Source organism: Hwangdonia lutea (assembly GCF_032814565.1).
GTDB lineage: Bacteria > Bacteroidota > Bacteroidia > Flavobacteriales > Flavobacteriaceae > Hwangdonia > Hwangdonia lutea.
In genome coordinates this window covers 1723364-1740314 of the sequence record NZ_CP136521.1, presented here as the reverse complement: position 1 = coordinate 1740314, position 16951 = coordinate 1723364, and the positions used below count along the sequence as shown (strand labels likewise).

Sequence of the window (16951 nt, the reverse complement as noted above, 5' to 3'; positions counted from 1 at the left end):
TTTTTTAATCTTGCTTAATAAACACCATGTTATAATCTGTCGTGGCAAGCTTCATAATCGTTTTGAAAATATAATCGGCAACCTGTTTTTGCCCTTCAAAATTTATTAAATCAATCGTATCTTCTGGTTTATGATATTGCGGGTGTCCACCCGTATGCATCCCTAAAACCGAAATACCTTTTTTGTAAAACGATACATGATCGGATCCGCCCACAGAACCGGCATGCACAATGGGTGTTAAATTTAACGATTTGCCCAAGGTTTGCATAAAATCAACACCATCTGGAAATGTACCCGCACCGCCCATATAAACGTGCTTTTCTTTATTCATTCTGCCAACCATATCCATATTAATCATTAATTTAATTTGAGATAACGGCACTAAAGGATTATCAACAAAATACTTGCTCCCTAACAACCCTTGTTCTTCGGCACCAAAAGCAATAAATATAATACTGCGTTTTAAAAGATGTTTTTGACTTGCTATTTTTTCGGCTATTTCCAATAAGGCTGCGGTACCGCTGGCATTATCATCGGCACCGTAATGAATGGTATGTTTTTTATCGGATTTTGATGATGGCCCGCCCAAACCCAAATGATCGTAGTGTGCGCCCAAAACAATATATTCATTTTTAAGCGCAACATCGTTGCCTTCAATAAAACCAACTACATTACAGGTTTTTACAACAGGTTTTTTATCTATGCCTTTTTCAACCCTTAAAGTCGCATTAAAGGTTTGTTTATACCCCATATCAAAATGCTTAACACCTATATTCTTAAACTCCTTTTTTAAATATTTAACAACACGCCTATTAGCTTTTCCTCCGGGATATCGACCTGCATTTTTTTCAGATGTTAAAAACAACATGTGGTCTTTTAATTCCTTTTCTGTTATTTCAGCCTGTGAAAACACGCTTACGCTTAAAACGCCAATCAATAAACACAGTAAAACCTTTTTCATAATCACTCTTTTTTTATAGCTTCAAATATATAACAAGTAGCCATAAACTTTGGTTTGTTTTGCTTATTTTTGGAGATTAATTATTTATCAATCATGAAAAAAATATTAGTTATTATTTGCGCACTTACACTTACTGTAAGTTGTAAAAATGGAAAAGAAGAAAAAAATGTAGTTGTGAATTATCCTGAAACAAAAACGGTAGACACCGTTGACACATACTTTGGCGTAGAGGTTAAAGACCCGTACCGCTGGCTAGAAGACGATAGAAGCGCGGAAACCGAAGCATGGGTAAAAACGCAAAACCAAAGCACTTATGCGTATTTAGATCATATTCCGTTTAGAGACGAACTCAAAAATCGTTTATCTGAACTATGGAATTACGAAAAAATAGGAGCTCCGTTTATTGAAGGCGAATACACGTATTTTTCAAAAAATAATGGTTTACAGAATCAAAATGTTTATTACAGAAAAAAAGGCAATGAAGAAGCCGAAGTGTTTTTAGACCCGAATACCTTTTCTAAAGACGGCACCATTTCGTTAGGTGGTGGTCTTAGCTTTTCAAAAGACAGCGATATGTTGGCGTATTCCATCTCTGAAGGTGGTAGCGATTGGCGAAAGATAATTGTTATGGATCCTGAAACACGAGAGGTTGTTGAAGACACCCTTAAAGATGTAAAATTCAGCGGTATTTCTTGGTATAAAAACGAAGGGTTTTACTATTCCAGTTACGATAAACCGGAGGGTAGCGAACTTTCGGCAAAAACCGATCAGCACAAATTATATTACCATAAATTAGGAAGCCCTCAAAAAGATGACGTTTTGGTTTTTGGTGGCAAACCTGAAGAAAAGCACAGGTATATTTCGGGTAGCGTAACCGAAGATAACCGCTTTTTAATTATTTCGGCTAAAGTTTCTACATCGGGCAACAAGCTGTTTATAAAAGATTTATCCAATCCTAAAAGTAAGCTTGTTACCATTTTAGACCATACCGACAGCGACACATATATTATAGAAAACGAAGGTAGCAAACTGTTTTTGGTAACCAACCTAAACGCACCAAACAAAAAAATAGTAACGGTTGATGCTTCTAATCCAACCCCAGAACATTGGGAGGATTTTATCGCTGAAACCGAAAACGTTTTAAACCCTTCAACGGGAGGTGGTTTTTTCTTTGCCAAGTATATGGTTGATGCACTTTCTCAAGTAAAACAATACGATTATAATGGCGTATTAATAAGAGATGTTGAGCTGCCCGGTTTAGGTACTGTAAGCGGTTTTGGAGGCAAAAAGAAGGATAAGGAATTATATTTCTCATTTACCAATTACAACACGCCTTCCAGCCTTTATAAATTCAATCCAGAAACCGGAGAAACCAAATCGTATTGGAAACCGTCTATTGCGTTTGACAGTAATGATTATGTTTCCAACCAAGTGTTTTATACCTCAAAGGATGGCACCAAAATACCCATGATGATTACGCATCATAAAAACCTGGTTATCAACGGAAAAAATCCAACCATTTTATATGGCTATGGCGGATTTAACATTAGCCTAACACCCTCGTTTAGTATTGCCAATGCAGTTTGGATGGAACAAGGCGGTATACTTGCTGTTCCTAATTTACGTGGTGGTGGCGAATACGGTAAAATTTGGCACAATGCGGGTACGCAAATGAAAAAGCAAAATGTATTTGACGATTTTATAGCAGCAGGTGAATACTTAATTGAGAACAACTACACCTCATCTGATTATTTAGCTATCCGTGGCGGATCAAATGGTGGTTTATTGGTTGGTGCTGTTATGACTCAGCGTCCGGATTTGGCCAAAGTCGCATTGCCCGCCGTTGGTGTTTTAGATATGCTGCGCTACCATACTTTTACAGCTGGAGCGGGTTGGGCATACGATTACGGAACAGCCGAGCAAAGCAAAGACATGTTTGAATATCTTAAAGGTTACTCCCCATTACATAACGTAAAAGAAGGCGTAGAATACCCAGCAACTTTAATAACCACTGGCGATCATGACGACAGGGTGGTGCCGGCGCACAGCTTCAAATTTGCAGCCGAATTACAAAGCAAACAAGCGGGAACAAACCCAACTTTAATTCGTATTGAAACCGATGCCGGCCATGGCGCCGGAACTCCGGTTAGTAAAACCATTGAGCAGTATGCCGACATTTTTGGCTTCACGCTTTACAATATGGGGTTTGATGTGTTACCGAGTAAAACCAAGGAAAAAATAAAGGGCTAATTTGAGTTCACACTGAGCGCAGTTGAAGCGCCTTAATTTAAAGTTAATCAAAAACCGTTTTTCGTAAAAGAAGAACGGTTTTTATGTTATTTTTGCGCTATGCTTCAAGTTAAAAACATAACATTTTCATATAAAAAAACACCCATTTTAAAAGACCTTTCTTTTAAAGTAATCGCCGGCGAACACGTTTCAATTATTGGCGAAAGTGGTTCGGGCAAAAGTACCCTTTTAAAGTTGTTGTACGGCACTTACGATTTAAACGATGGGCAAATTTTTTGGAAAGACGAAGAAATTCTAGGTCCAAAGTACAATCTTGTTATTGGTCCCGAATACATGAAATATGTGGCGCAAGAATTCGATTTAATGCCGTTTATTACCGTTTCCGAAAACATTGGCGCTTTTCTTTCTAATTTTTACCCCAAAGAAAAACAAAATCGTATTGATGAGCTTTTAGAGGTTGTTGAATTAAAAGCATTTAAAAACATTTTGGTTAAAGAGTTAAGCGGTGGCCAAAAACAACGCGTCGCTTTAGCAAGAGCTATTGCAAAACAACCCGAAATTATTTTGCTGGATGAGCCCTTTAGCCACATTGATAATTTTAAAAAGCAGTCTTTACGCCGAAGCTTGTTTAAATATTTAAAAGAAAAAAACATCGCTTGCATTGTGGCCACCCACGATAAAGATGATGTATTGCCTTTTTCGAACCGTATGATTGTTTTGCACGCAACTAGCATAATGGAAAACGATACGCCACAACAGTTGTACAAAACGCCTCAAAATAAATTAATTGCTTCTTTTTTCGATGAATTTAATATTATAAACGATGACTTTGTTTACGCACATCAACTGAAAGTGGTGGATAAATCTGATTTGAAAGCGTCGGTTATACAAAGCTACTTTAAAGGCTATTGTTATTTGATTGAAGCCAATTTGAACGGTGATGCTGTGTTTTTTGAAAGTGCGATAGAACTGAAACAAAATCAAAAGGTTTACTTATCAATTTCTAAATAGTCATTTAATCTTACGCTTAGTTTTTTAACTATTTAAAAAACAAAAACCTGCTAAACAATCGTTTAACAGGCTTTAAAAGTACTCAAGGTGGGAATCGAACCCACACTCTCGAAAGAACTGGATTTTGAATCCAGCGCGTCTACCAATTCCGCCACTTGAGCAATTAGACCGCAAAAATATATATATTTTCCATATTATTCATAAAAATACTCAACAATATACTTTTTAGGTTAAAATAAATGCATAAATTTGCACCTCGTTAAAAATAATGTGCTGCTTTTGCACTAAAAAACAATAAGTTAATCATGCCCGACGCTATTACCGAAGCTAAAATTTTTACCTGTTCACAAAGCACGGAACTTGCTAAAAATATTGCCGCAGCCTATGGCACAAGTTTAGGAAATGTAATTACCTCAACTTACAGCGATGGCGAGTTTCAACCTTCTTATGAGGAATCCATTAGGGGAACACGAATTTTCATTATAGGATCTACCAATCCGAGTTCTGAAAATTTAATGGAATTGTTGTTAATGATTGACGCTGCAAAACGCGCATCGGCGAGACACATTACAGCAGTAATGCCATATTTTGGATGGGCAAGACAAGATAGAAAAGATAAACCCAGAGTGCCAATTGCGGCAAAATTAATAGCTAAAATGCTTGAAGCTGCTGGTGCTACTAGAATTATAACCATGGATTTGCACGCCGATCAAATTCAAGGCTTTTTTGAAAAACCTGTAGATCATTTATTTGCATCTACCATTTTTCTGCCTTATTTAAAAAGCTTAAACCTGCCGAACCTAACCATTGCTTCGCCAGATATGGGCGGCTCAAAAAGAGCTTATGCTTATTCAAAAGCTTTAGAAAGCGATGTGGTTATATGCTATAAACAACGCGCAAAAGCCAATGTAATTTCCCATATGGAACTCATTGGAAATGTAGAAGGCAAAAATGTAGTATTGGTTGACGATATGGTAGATACAGCAGGCACGCTAACCAAAGCAGCAGATTTAATGATGGAACGTGGCGCTTTAAGCGTAAGAGCCATTTGTACGCATCCAATTTTATCTGGTAATGCTTATAATAAAATAGAAAATTCAAAATTAGAAGAACTAATTGTAACAGATTCAATTCCCTTAACACAAAAAAGTGATAAAGTAAGAGTGTTAACCTGTGCCGATTTATTTGCAAACGTAATGCATAAAGTGCATCATAATAAATCCATTAGTTCTCAATTTATAATGTAGCTTCGATAGAATCAGCTACCAAAAAAGTAAATAATTAATTAAATAAATAGAAAAATGAAATCAATTACAATCAACGGATCTCAAAGAGAAAGCGTGGGCAAAAAAGCAACAAAAGCCTTACGTAATGCTGGTCAGGTTCCTTGCGTATTATACGGAGGAGACAAGCCAGTGCATTTCTCTGCACCAGAATTAGCTTTCTCTAAACTTGTATACACGCCAAATGCGCATACAGTTGTGATTGAGCTTGACAACGGAGAAACTTTAAACGCCGTACTTCAAGACATTCAATTTCACCCGGTAACAGACAGAATCTTACACGTAGATTTCTATCAGTTATTCGAAGACAAAGAAATTGCGCTTAACATCCCTGTTCAACTTGTAGGTAATTCTAGAGGTGTTAAAAACGGTGGTGTTTTAAGAAGAACCAATAGAAAACTTCGTATTAAAGCACTTCCTGCAAACTTGCCAGATTTTATAGAAATAGATATCACGCCACTTAAAATTGGTGATAAAGTAGCCGTTGGCGATTTACCTACTGATGGTTACACGTTTTTACATAACGACAACACGGTTGTTTGTAGAGTAAGCACATCTAGAGTAGCAATTGAAGATGAGGAAGATGAAGAAGAATTGGCTGAAGGCGCTGAAGGGGCAGAAGCACCTGCAGCAGAGGGAGCAGAAGCACCTGCAGCTCAAGAATAGAAATTATTCTCAATTAAATATTAAAAAGCATTCTGTTAATTCAGGATGCTTTTTTTATAAACAAAATTTGGGCGTTACCCCTTTGGTCGCTGGGGCTCCCGAGGCGGGGTCGGGCTTTCCACTGCAAGTCCTCACTCATCCCGATAGCTATCGGGACTCGCTGTGGGCTTTCCACTGCAATCCCTAACGCGAGCAATTCAGCCCATAACAAAGCAAGCTCCCATATTTTGGCATCTTTAATGTATTTTAGCAAAAAAATAAAAATAGCATGTGGCAGTTTTTATCAAACGCATTTAAAAAGAAAAACACAACAGCAGAACAAGATCCCATGAAAAAATTCTTAATAGTAGGTTTAGGAAATATTGGCGAAAAATATCAAAACACCAGACACAACATTGGTTTTAAGATTTTAGATTATTTTGCTGATAAAGAAAACTTGGTTTTCGAAACCAAAAAATTGGGAGACATGGCGACATACAAATTAAAAGGCAGAACTTTTATATTTTTAAAGCCCAATACCTATATGAATTTAAGCGGAAAAGCCGTTTTGTATTGGTTGACAAAAGAAAAAATTCCTTTAGAAAACGTATTGGTTATAACGGACGATTTGAATTTACCCTTCGGAAGCATCCGTTTAAAAACCAAAGGAAGCGATGGCGGACATAACGGGTTAAAAGACATTCAAGAAAAATTAAACACCACAAAATACAACCGCTTTAGGTTTGGCATTAGCGATACATTTAGTAAAGGCCGACAGGTAGATTATGTTTTGGGCGAATGGACAGATGATGAAAACAAAAAACTCAACGAACGTTTAGATAAGTCCGTTGAGCTTATAAAATCTTTTGCATTGGCAGGCGTAAATAATACGATGAACACGTTTAATGGCAAATAAAAGTGGCTGTTTAAAATGTAATTATTACCTTCTGTCAGGTTGAGCGCAGTCGAAACCTTTTATAGATTATCTACAACTTAAAACATTTCGACTGCGCTCAATGTGACATTAAAGATGTTTTTTAAACAGCCACTTTTATTTATTCCACAATTATTTTTTTAGTAGATTTTCGTAAACCATCGCTTACTGTTAAAATATACATACCAGATTGTACATGGATTAAATTTACCTTTTCATTAAAATCGCCAGCCTCTTTGTAGGTGCTTTTATAAATGGTTCGTCCTCTCAAATCGTAAACTTCTACCTTAACATTCCGCGATAGCGAGCTATTTAATTTTATGGTAAACTCGCCTTTATTTGGATTGGGGTACACCATAAAATTTTCAAAGCCGAATTCTTCAACCGCTAATGATGCTTGTACGTTAAGGGTATAATCTTCCACTTCGCCATCAAAGCTGTTTTCGCATGCCATAGGGTTTCCTTCGCCATCCCATTTTGTAGATATTCGCATTATAGTATTGCCCAAAACAGCATCATTGGGTATGGTTATGCTTAATGCCGAATTGGATGTTGGGCCATTTGGATCATTATTCGCTGTTCCTAAGTCGTAAGCTTCAGTAATATCATCAAATTCACAATCGCGATTCCAATCTATCCAAACTCTTGTTAGTGTAGTATATGCCCCTGCAGTATTAACATTTACGGTTAAATTGTAACTACTATTTCTATTAACATTTGTTGATATAGAAGTATAATCAGAATAGCCCGAAGGTTTTGCTGAGGCGTTATTAATGGTATTAAATTCTACAAAAGTAGTACTGGTATCGAAATCTGTATTCGCTACAGATGTACAGTTGCCATTATAAAATGGAAGCGAAATATTTTTATTTTTAGGAGAAGCTACACTAGGCGTTCCAGTTATGGTTATGCTGTAATCATTTTGTGGTACATCTAAATTGGAGATGGTCATGGTTACCGGACCAGACGAATTCCTACTACTTGGAGAGAAGGATACGGTTGATGCCCCAGGATTTCCTGAAGCACTAAACACCGTATTTTCAGAAAAGCCATTCGCTGCCACAAAATCAAAAGTAAAGGTGGCTGTGTTATCACCACAAGCAATGGGACTTAATGTTTCATTTACCATTATAAAGTCTGCTTCGTTTGATACTAAAAAATCAAAGTCAGAAACATCATAAAAAATATTGTCGGCAGCTTCTACCAATATTCTTGCTTTATCCGTGTTAGCAATTGCGGGAACCGTAAAAGTATACGATCCAGTATTAGGTACATTTGTCGCAATTGTTGTTTTAAACTTTAAACCACCATCGGAAGACAATAAAATATTCACCCTTTGGCAATTTATAGTCGCGTTTGTTGTTTGACCTACAACCCACTCTATAGTCTCACTTGTGCCTTGAGTCCAAGCCACAGGGTTATTTACGGTAAAGGGCGTTACATCCTCCACATTTATTTGCATTCTATCAAAACTTGTTTGTCCGCCAACAGCAGATACAGGCGACCTGTCTCTTACTGTTAAGGCCCAATTTAAAGTTCTTGCCACTGTAGAAACCGTTTCCCAATCACTGCCCAGAGTTGGGTCTGTTTGGGTTGTGTTACCACTAACAACACTCGATAATTTAGGTATATACCGATCTGAAAAACCAGATGGCGGTAAAGACCTATTCATAGAGCTGGACACAAGCGTTGGCCCAAAATTCTGATAATCTGTTACACCATTGTCTATTTGCTCCCAGCAATAGGTAAGATTATCTCCTCCATCAGCGTCAGTGGCAGCACCTTTTAATATATAAGCTGTTCCTTTTGGGATGTTATAATCGCTTCCGGCATCAGCAATTGGAGGGTTGTTCAAAATAGCTTCGGTAGTTTGGCAGCTTTTTGTCGCCAAATTATCCAGTATTTGTTTGATGCTGTGATAATGAAAATAATCGTCGCTATTTAAGGCCACATTATCAGCACCTGTAATTCCGGCATACCCCATAATCGTTGTTCCACTTCCGGGTTCGGAATTTACACCAGTACCTTCGGTAGTAAATGCCCAAGTATGATTGGCTCCCATTTGATGCCCTATTTCATGGGCTACATAATCAATATCAAAAGTATCCCCCTCTGGTATTCCGTTCGATGGAGATGTAAAAGCACTTCCTTTGTTTTTGTCGGTTGTGCTAGACGTATCGTTTCTACAAACACAACCAATACAGCCTGCATTTCCACCACCACCAGAGGCACCAAATAGGTGACCAATATCGTAAGCTGCATTTCCAAGCACTGAAGTTAATGTGTTTTGAACCTGTAGACTCCACCCATTCAAATTATTTGAATTATCTGAATCTGCCCCTTCATTGGCGTCCGAATAGGGGTCTGTGGCAGCATCTGTATAAATAACTAAGTTGTTATTTGAAATAAGCTCAAAAGTTACTGCCATATCAGTTTCAAAAACCTGATTTACTCGTGTTAAAGTGGCGTTAATCGCAGAAAGGGCATCAGCAACAGCGTTTCCATTTCCTATAATCCCATCGTCATGGTAGTTTGTATATTCAGCAGTGGTTGAAATCGCTATTCTAAATTTCTGCAATGTTTGGGTGTTTGCTCCACCTTCGTTGATTTTAGATTTACTGGATTTATTAAAAGTCTCATTTAACACATCTATAGTTTGGCATTCAAAACGATCTGTTGATTTATTTTTAGAATGTTTTTCATATAAAACATATTTGTCTGCGCCTTTTTTTACGGGCTGCATAAACACCGTTGGCTTATCAATATATGAAATCATGGTTTGAACACCTTGAGGCGAAACACTCATGCGCAACCGTGTTTTTGAATCTTTTGCACTAACCCCTACATACGATTTTATATTGGGATATTTTGCGGCAAGCTCTGGTGAAAAAACCGGAGCTTCGTAAAGACGGAAACTTTCAAATTCTCCGTTTAAACCGGGAATATCAATGGTTTTAATAGATGATTTTTTTTGAGCAGTTCGTAACGGTGTTGATGAAATTTCTTGGCCTAACAAAGAAGCGTTAAGTTTAAATAAATGAACGTTATCGCTATTAAGATTAAGTTTTGATAAATTTTCTGAGTTTTCTATATGCTCAATTTTTTCCCATATTGTATTTTGAGCTGTAGCCGAAAATATAAACAAAAGTATGGCTATTGATAAAACATAATGTAGTTTTGCTTTCATAAACATTTTTAGCAATTTTTTTAACGCATTGCTAACAAATCTAATTTTTTAAGATGGATTTTGCAATTTTATTTGTTAAATGAACCGTGTAAATAGTATTGAATCATATAAAGAAGAAGCACCCACCGTAGTTACCATTGGTACTTTTGACGGTGTACATATTGGGCATCAAAAAATTGTTAAACGCTTAATTAACGCTGGAAAATTAGAAGGTTTAAAATCTGTAATCCTTACTTTTTTTCCGCATCCGCGTATGGTTTTGCAAAAAGATTCTTCTATTAAACTAATCAATACCATTGATGAAAGACACGCCATTTTAGATGCCTTAGGGTTGGATTACTTGCTTATTAAAAAATTCACTAAAGCCTTTTCGAGACTCTCAGCCGAAGATTTTGTCAAGCAAATCCTGGTCGATAAACTACACGCCAAAAAAGTAATTATTGGTTACGACCATAGATTTGGCAGAAACAGAAATGCGAATATCGACGATTTAAAACGCTTTGGCAAAGCCTATAATTTTGAGGTTGAAGAAATTTCAGCTCAAGACATTAACGAAGTTGCCGTAAGTTCTACCAAAATAAGAAAAGCTTTGAATGAAGGCGATATTTCAAAAGCCAATACGTTTTTAGGCTATAATTTTATGATTACCGGAAGGGTTGTTAAAGGCAAAGGGTTGGGCAGGCAATTAGGTTTTCCAACGGCAAATATTAAAGTTGAAGAAAACTATAAACTCATTCCAAAATACGGCTCTTATATTGTAAGTTCAACCATAAACAACAAAACCGTTTTTGGCATGTTAAACATTGGCATGAACCCAACAGTAGCTGGAAATACCGAAAGTATCGAGGTGCATTTTTTCAATTTCAATAAAGATATCTACAACAAAACCATTCAAATAGATTTGTACGAACGCATTCGCGACGAACAAAAGTTCGAATCGGTTGAAGCCTTAAAAAATCAACTGGCAAAAGACAGGGAAACGGCCTTAGTGTATATTGCGAAACATCATGTTAAATAAATGGCTGTTTAAACATATTGATAATTCGGCTTTAATTATTTTCAGAATCTTTTTTGGACTACTTTGTTTTATAGAATCCGTCGGCGCCATCTCTACCGGTTGGGTAAAACGGGTTTTTATCGACCCCGAATTTACATTTTCGTTTATAGGTTTCGAGTGGTTGCAACCCTTACCGGGTAATGGTATGTATTGGTACTTTAGTATCATGGGTGTTTTTGCTTTGGGCATTATGTTGGGTTACAAATACCGACTTAGTATTTTAGGATTTACCGTTTTGTGGTCTGCAACGTATTTTATGCAAAAATCGTCGTATAACAACCACTACTATTTACTAATGCTTATAAGCAGCATAATGGTTTTTATGCCTGCAAATAGATACGCTTCAATTGATGCAAAACAAAACCCCAAACTTAAAAGTTATGCTATGCCCCAATGGTGCAAATGGGTTTTTGTACTTCAATTATTCATTGTTTACACCTATGCTTCGGTAGCAAAATTGTACCCCGATTGGTTAAACACCAGCGTTATGGAACTGCTAATGAAAAGCAAACAAAACTACATGCTGGTGGGCGAATTGCTTCAACAAAAATGGGTGCATTATGTATTGTCTTACGGTGGTATTCTGTTTGATGGTTTAATTATACCGTTGCTATTGTTTAAAAATACCAGAAAATGGGCATTTATTACCGCTATATTTTTTCATTTGTTTAACTCGTTTGTGTTTCAAATTGGTATTTTTCCGTATTTGGCATTGGCTTTTACCGTGTTTTTTTTCAAGCCCAAAACCATACAGCAACTATTCTTTAAAAAGAAGGGTTTTTATGAACTGAATGAGGTTATCATTCCCAAATACAAAACACCTTTAATCGCCATATTTTCATTTTATTTTTTGATTCAAATAGGATTGCCATTACGACATCATTTTATAAAAGACGATGTGCTTTGGACAGAAGAAGGGCACCGCCATTCGTGGCGTATGATGCTTAGGGCCAAAAGCGGAAGAACCACTTACACGATTGAAAATAAAGCAACCGGAAAAAGCTATACCGTTAATTTAGACGATTATTTAACCGTAAAACAAAAACGATTGGCCAGCGCAAAACCAGATGCTATTTGGCAGTTTTCGCAACGATTAAAAGAGCAGTTTAAAAAAGACGGACAAGATATTTCGGTTTACGTAAATTGTAAAGTAAGCGTTAACGGAAAACCCTATAAGCAATTTATAAACCCAGATGTAGATTTAGCCAATGTGCCTTGGAACTATTTTAAACACAACCATTGGATTTTACCTTCAAAATAAGAGCGATTATATCTGTAATTCATTAAATTTGTCGCTTAAATTTTTTACTCATGTTACAGGTCCCTTTTATTAGAGAAAACAAAGATTTGGTAATTGAACGATTAGCAAAACGAAATATTGACGCGTCTAAAATGATTGATGAAGTGATTGCTTTTGATGAAGACAGAAAACGTATTCAAACGGAATTGGACAATACTTTGGCTGAATCGAATGCTATATCTAAAGAAATTGGGAACTTGTACAAATCGGGTGAAGCCCAAAAAGCCAATGCCTTAAAAGAAAAAACGAGTGCGTTAAAGGATAAATCTAAAACACTTAACGACTCGCTTAACCATAAAGTTGAAGCCTTAAACGAGTTATTGTATAAAATCCCGAATGTGCCAAATGCCCTTGTCCCGTCTGGAAATACCGATGAAGATAACGAAGAGGTTTTTAAAGCGGGCGACATTCCCGTTTTACACGATGGCGCATTACCACATTGGGAGCTGGCCAAAAAATACGACATTATAGATTTTGAACTCGGTAATAAAATTACGGGTGCAGGATTTCCGGTTTACAAAGGTAAAGGCGCCCGATTACAACGTGCTTTAATCGCCTATTTTCTTGATAAAAACACCGCGGCGGGATATACCGAATATCAGTTACCGCATTTGGTTAACGAAGCTTCTGGTTTTGGCACGGGGCAATTGCCCGATAAAGAAGGGCAAATGTACCACGTTACCGAAGATAATTTATATTTAATACCAACGGCCGAAGTACCTGGAACCAATATTTTTAGAGATGTGGTTTTAAGTGAAAGCGAATTGCCCATTGGCATAACGGGTTACACGCCTTGTTTTCGTCGCGAAGCCGGAAGTTACGGTGCACACGTAAGAGGATTAAACCGATTGCACCAATTTGATAAAGTTGAAATTTTACGTGTTGAGCATCCTTCAAAATCTTACGACGCATTGGATGGTATGGTAAAACACGTAAAAACCATTTTGCAAGAATTGAAATTACCATATAGAATTTTAAGACTTTGCGGTGGCGATTTAGGCTTTACAGCGACACTGACCTACGATTTTGAGGTGTTCTCAACAGCGCAAGACCGTTGGCTGGAAATATCCTCCGTTTCTAATTTTGAAACCTTTCAAGCCAACCGTTTAAAATTGCGTTTTAAAAACAATGATGGGAAAAACGAATTGGCACACACACTAAACGGGAGTGCTTTGGCGTTACCAAGAGTACTTGCCGGCATTTTAGAAAACTACCAAACCAAAGATGGTATTGTAATTCCTGAAGTGCTGCAATCGTACACCGGATTTTCGATTATTAATTAGATAAGAACCCGTATTTCTTTAATAGCTCATTTTTTGAATAGTTCCGATTTTTTCTTTGGAATATTTCAAAAAACGGTTTCATGAACGCGCATGTCAAAATAGAGGTAAAAACCTACAAATTAAAATTATGTTTTTAAAATAAATCGATAAAGTGCAATTTTTTCGTGTTGTTTAACGAATTTACATGGATTTCCTTTGCAAATCGAATTATATTTTAGAAGTTAGCTTCAACCACAAAATTAAACGTAACCTACCATGAAAAATATTAAACGCTTATTGCTTTTAATTGCATTAGTTTTGGTTGCTGGCAAAGTATTGTTTTCAGATTTCGAAATATTTAAAACCGAAAACAATGCCACTGCGGCAGTAGTAAGCAAGTAGATTTGCTTTAATAAAACTAAATTTTCTATTTAATTAGTCATTCATGTTTTTTGAAGATTGAAGACTGTCCCCAATCTTATGTAATATTGCTTTTAAATTAACGGTTGTTAATAGAAAAAGATATTGTTGATTGGTTAATGCCCGAATTTTTATTCGGGCATTTTTATTAATGAAACTTTCATTTACGGAGGTTTTTCTAACCAACAAAAATGAATGGGTTGTATTAATCCCAATTAAAATTGGAATCTGATCAGAAAATTTAAGAAAACTTCAACAATTACTAACCTTCACATTCGCTATATTTACATCATGAGGATGCTTTTTATTTTATGTTTACTTTTTTGCACCAACTTGTTTTCGCAAGACGATGCCGTAGCAAAAGACTATTTTAATAAAGGGGATTTTGAAAAAGCACTTTACGAGTATAAAAGATTATATGCAAAATCGCCTTCAAACATAAATTACATCAATCAACTAGTAAATACGCATCAGCAACTAGAGCAATACAACGAAGCCGAAACGTTTCTTTTAAGCGTAATGAATCGTATAAGATACCCAGCTTTTTTTGTTGAGTTAGGATACAATTATCAACTTAAAAACGATTTAGAAAATGCGAACTTATTTTATCAAAAGGCTATAAATAGTTTAGATGATAATGTAAATAATGCCTTTTCCGTGGCGCGAAGTTTTCAGAATCATACCTTGTTGAACGAAACCATTACGGTTTATGAAAAGGCCATGGCCATAAAACCCGAATTAAACTTTAAATTTCAACTGGCTAAAATATATGGCGAACAAGGAAATATTGAAAAAATGTTTGTTAGCTATATTGAATTTGCTGAAAAAAATCCCGTCGCTTTAAATAATATTAAGCGATTCATCAACGATTTTATAAGTGAAAACAGTGCGAATGAAAACAATATTTTATTCAAAAAAATTCTACTTAAAAAACTACAGCAACAGCCCAATTTACTTTGGAACGAAATGTTGAGTTGGTTATTTATTCAGCAAAAAGATTTTAAAAAAGCATTTATCCAAGAAAAAGCCATTTTTAACCGACATCCGGAAAGTTTAAGTAGAATTGAGGAATTGGCTAGCATTGCCACCAATGAAAACGCCAATGAAATTGCTAAAGAAATCTATACCTTTTTAATTGAAACCGCCCAAGATTTAGAAACCCAACTACAAGCACATTATAGTTTATTACAGCTTAAAACCAAAGCGAGTACAGCTGATGATTACGAGGCTATAAACAATACATATTTAGAGTTGTTTAAAGAATTTGGCATGTTTCCGCAAACCCTAAAACTACAGGTTTCTTATGCGCATTTCTTAGCGTTTTATAAAAACGAAGCCCAAGCTGCCATCAAATTTTTAGAAAAAACACTGGAATTACCTCTTACCGAATTTGAAAAAGCCGAGGTTAAATTGGAATTGGGTGATATTTTGGTGCTTCAAGAAAAATTCAATAAAGCCTTGATTTATTACACGCAAATACAACGTAACCTTAAAAACAGCACGCTTTCGCAAGAAGCGCGTTATAAAGTTGCCAAAGCCAGTTATTATAAAGGCGATTTTAAATGGGCCGAATCACAGCTTAAAATTTTAAAAGCTTCAACATCGCAACTTATTGCCAACGATGCGCTCGATTTGAAATTATTGATTACAGACAATAAATACGAAGACTCGTTACAAACGGCATTAAAACTATATGCGAAAGCCGATTTACTCGAATTTCAAAACAAAAACGATAAAGCCATTGCGACTTTAAATACCATTTTGGAAAATCATAAATCCGAACCCATCATCGCTCAGGCACTTTTTAAACAAGCCCAATTATTTGAAAAAAAGGCGCAATTTGAAAAAGCACAGACTAATTACGAATTAATTATCGCCAATTACAGAGGCGGTATTTTGGCAGACGATGCCTATTATAATTTAGCCCATATTTATGAGCAGTATTTAAACGAACCCGAGAAAGCAAAAGCCTTATACGAGCAAATTATTTTTAATCATGTGGATAGTATTTATTTTGTTGAAGCCCGAAAAAAATACCGCGCATTACGTGGCGATGCTATAAATTAAATAAACCTCAACATTCAAATTCCAAATCGCAAAAATTAATGATAATAGCCGAAACAGAACGTTTATTAATTTTAAAGTTTACTCTTTTTGATGCACCATTCTTTTTGCAATTAACAAATTCACCAAATTGCCTTAAATACATTGGCGATAAAAACCTTAAAACGGTTGCCGATGCCGAAGTATATTTACAAGATAAAACCATTAAAAGTTATACCGATTTTGAGTTTGGTTTTTATAAACTAACCCTCAAAGAAAACAACAAACCCATTGGCACTTGCGGATTGGCAAAACGCAAAAAATTAGATGATGTCGATATCGGTTTCGCCTTTTTACCAGAATACGAACGTAAAGGTTTTGGTTTTGAAGCATCGGTTGAAATAATGAAACTTGCAAAATCAAAATTCAACCTTAAAAAAATTGTAGCCATAACAAATCCCGATAATCAGAATTCCATTAAATTATTGGAAAAACTGGGGATGGTTTTCGAAAAAAGAGTAAATCCTTTTGATGATGATGAAGAACTCCTGTTATTTGCAAAAGATTTATAAATTTTTGTCATTTCGAGCCTAGCGAG

The 16951-nt window shown here is 36.0% G+C and carries 13 protein-coding genes and 1 tRNA gene; 11 read left to right on the top strand and 3 right to left on the bottom strand.

From position 1 onward, the window contains the following. Nucleotides 1-4: 4 nt before the first annotated feature. Entirely contained in the window at nucleotides 5-961 is a 957-nt protein-coding gene (locus tag RNZ46_RS07510) for a M28 family metallopeptidase (protein ID WP_316984762.1), read from the bottom strand. A 93-nt stretch (nucleotides 962-1054) separates the two neighbouring features. Between RNZ46_RS07510 and RNZ46_RS07505 the strand changes: the two genes are divergently transcribed. Both RNZ46_RS07505 and RNZ46_RS07500 read left to right on the top strand, forming a co-directional pair. Then, complete coding sequence (locus RNZ46_RS07505; protein ID WP_316984761.1) at nucleotides 1055-3211, top strand: prolyl oligopeptidase family serine peptidase; 2157 nt, start codon at nucleotides 1055-1057, stop codon at nucleotides 3209-3211. Nucleotides 3212-3310: 99 nt separating this feature from the next. After that, nucleotides 3311-4222, top strand: coding sequence for an ABC transporter ATP-binding protein (locus RNZ46_RS07500; protein ID WP_316984760.1), 912 nt, complete (start codon nucleotides 3311-3313; stop codon nucleotides 4220-4222). A gap of 79 nt (nucleotides 4223-4301) precedes the next feature. Here the strand turns inward: RNZ46_RS07500 and RNZ46_RS07495 are convergent. Beyond that, nucleotides 4302-4383 (bottom strand) — tRNA-Leu (locus tag RNZ46_RS07495). Between the two features lie 144 nt (nucleotides 4384-4527). On the opposite strand from RNZ46_RS07495, the gene RNZ46_RS07490 reads away from it, so the two are divergent. From RNZ46_RS07490 to pth, 3 genes are all read left to right on the top strand, one after another. Continuing rightward, nucleotides 4528-5469, top strand: coding sequence for a ribose-phosphate pyrophosphokinase (locus RNZ46_RS07490; RefSeq protein WP_316984759.1), 942 nt, complete (start codon nucleotides 4528-4530; stop codon nucleotides 5467-5469). 54 nt (nucleotides 5470-5523) lie between these two features. Continuing rightward, nucleotides 5524-6171 carry a 50S ribosomal protein L25/general stress protein Ctc gene (locus tag RNZ46_RS07485; RefSeq protein WP_316984758.1) on the top strand — a complete coding sequence of 216 codons (648 nt, stop codon included), beginning with the start codon at nucleotides 5524-5526 and terminating at the stop codon, nucleotides 6169-6171. 268 nt (nucleotides 6172-6439) lie between these two features. Continuing rightward, on the top strand, nucleotides 6440-7066 hold the full coding sequence (gene pth, locus RNZ46_RS07480) for an aminoacyl-tRNA hydrolase (RefSeq protein ID WP_316984757.1): 627 nt from the start codon (nucleotides 6440-6442) through the stop codon (nucleotides 7064-7066). Nucleotides 7067-7205: 139 nt separating this feature from the next. Here pth and RNZ46_RS07475 read toward each other — a convergent pair whose 3' ends face one another. After that, nucleotides 7206-10271 (bottom strand): zinc-dependent metalloprotease, encoded by a 3066-nt coding sequence (locus tag RNZ46_RS07475; RefSeq protein WP_316984756.1) that lies wholly within the window; start codon nucleotides 10269-10271, stop codon nucleotides 7206-7208. Between the two features lie 79 nt (nucleotides 10272-10350). Between RNZ46_RS07475 and RNZ46_RS07470 the strand changes: the two genes are divergently transcribed. From RNZ46_RS07470 to RNZ46_RS07445, 6 genes are all read left to right on the top strand, one after another. Beyond that, nucleotides 10351-11289, top strand: a complete 939-nt coding sequence (locus RNZ46_RS07470; RefSeq protein WP_316984755.1) for a bifunctional riboflavin kinase/FAD synthetase — start codon at nucleotides 10351-10353, stop codon at nucleotides 11287-11289. Then, complete coding sequence (locus RNZ46_RS07465) at nucleotides 11279-12589, top strand: HTTM domain-containing protein (RefSeq protein WP_316984754.1); 1311 nt, start codon at nucleotides 11279-11281, stop codon at nucleotides 12587-12589. The genes RNZ46_RS07470 and RNZ46_RS07465 overlap by 11 nt, the downstream gene beginning before the upstream one ends. A gap of 50 nt (nucleotides 12590-12639) precedes the next feature. After that, nucleotides 12640-13911 (top strand): serine--tRNA ligase, encoded by a 1272-nt coding sequence (gene serS, locus RNZ46_RS07460; RefSeq protein WP_316984753.1) that lies wholly within the window; start codon nucleotides 12640-12642, stop codon nucleotides 13909-13911. Nucleotides 13912-14166: 255 nt separating this feature from the next. Further along, nucleotides 14167-14292: a hypothetical protein gene (locus RNZ46_RS07455; RefSeq protein WP_316984752.1), complete on the top strand. Its 126-nt coding sequence runs from the start codon at nucleotides 14167-14169 to the stop codon at nucleotides 14290-14292. A gap of 315 nt (nucleotides 14293-14607) precedes the next feature. Further along, nucleotides 14608-16377: a tetratricopeptide repeat protein gene (locus RNZ46_RS07450; protein ID WP_316984751.1), complete on the top strand. Its 1770-nt coding sequence runs from the start codon at nucleotides 14608-14610 to the stop codon at nucleotides 16375-16377. 38 nt (nucleotides 16378-16415) lie between these two features. Then, nucleotides 16416-16925, top strand: coding sequence for a GNAT family N-acetyltransferase (locus RNZ46_RS07445; RefSeq protein WP_316984750.1), 510 nt, complete (start codon nucleotides 16416-16418; stop codon nucleotides 16923-16925). The last annotated feature ends 26 nt before the right edge of the window (nucleotides 16926-16951 follow it).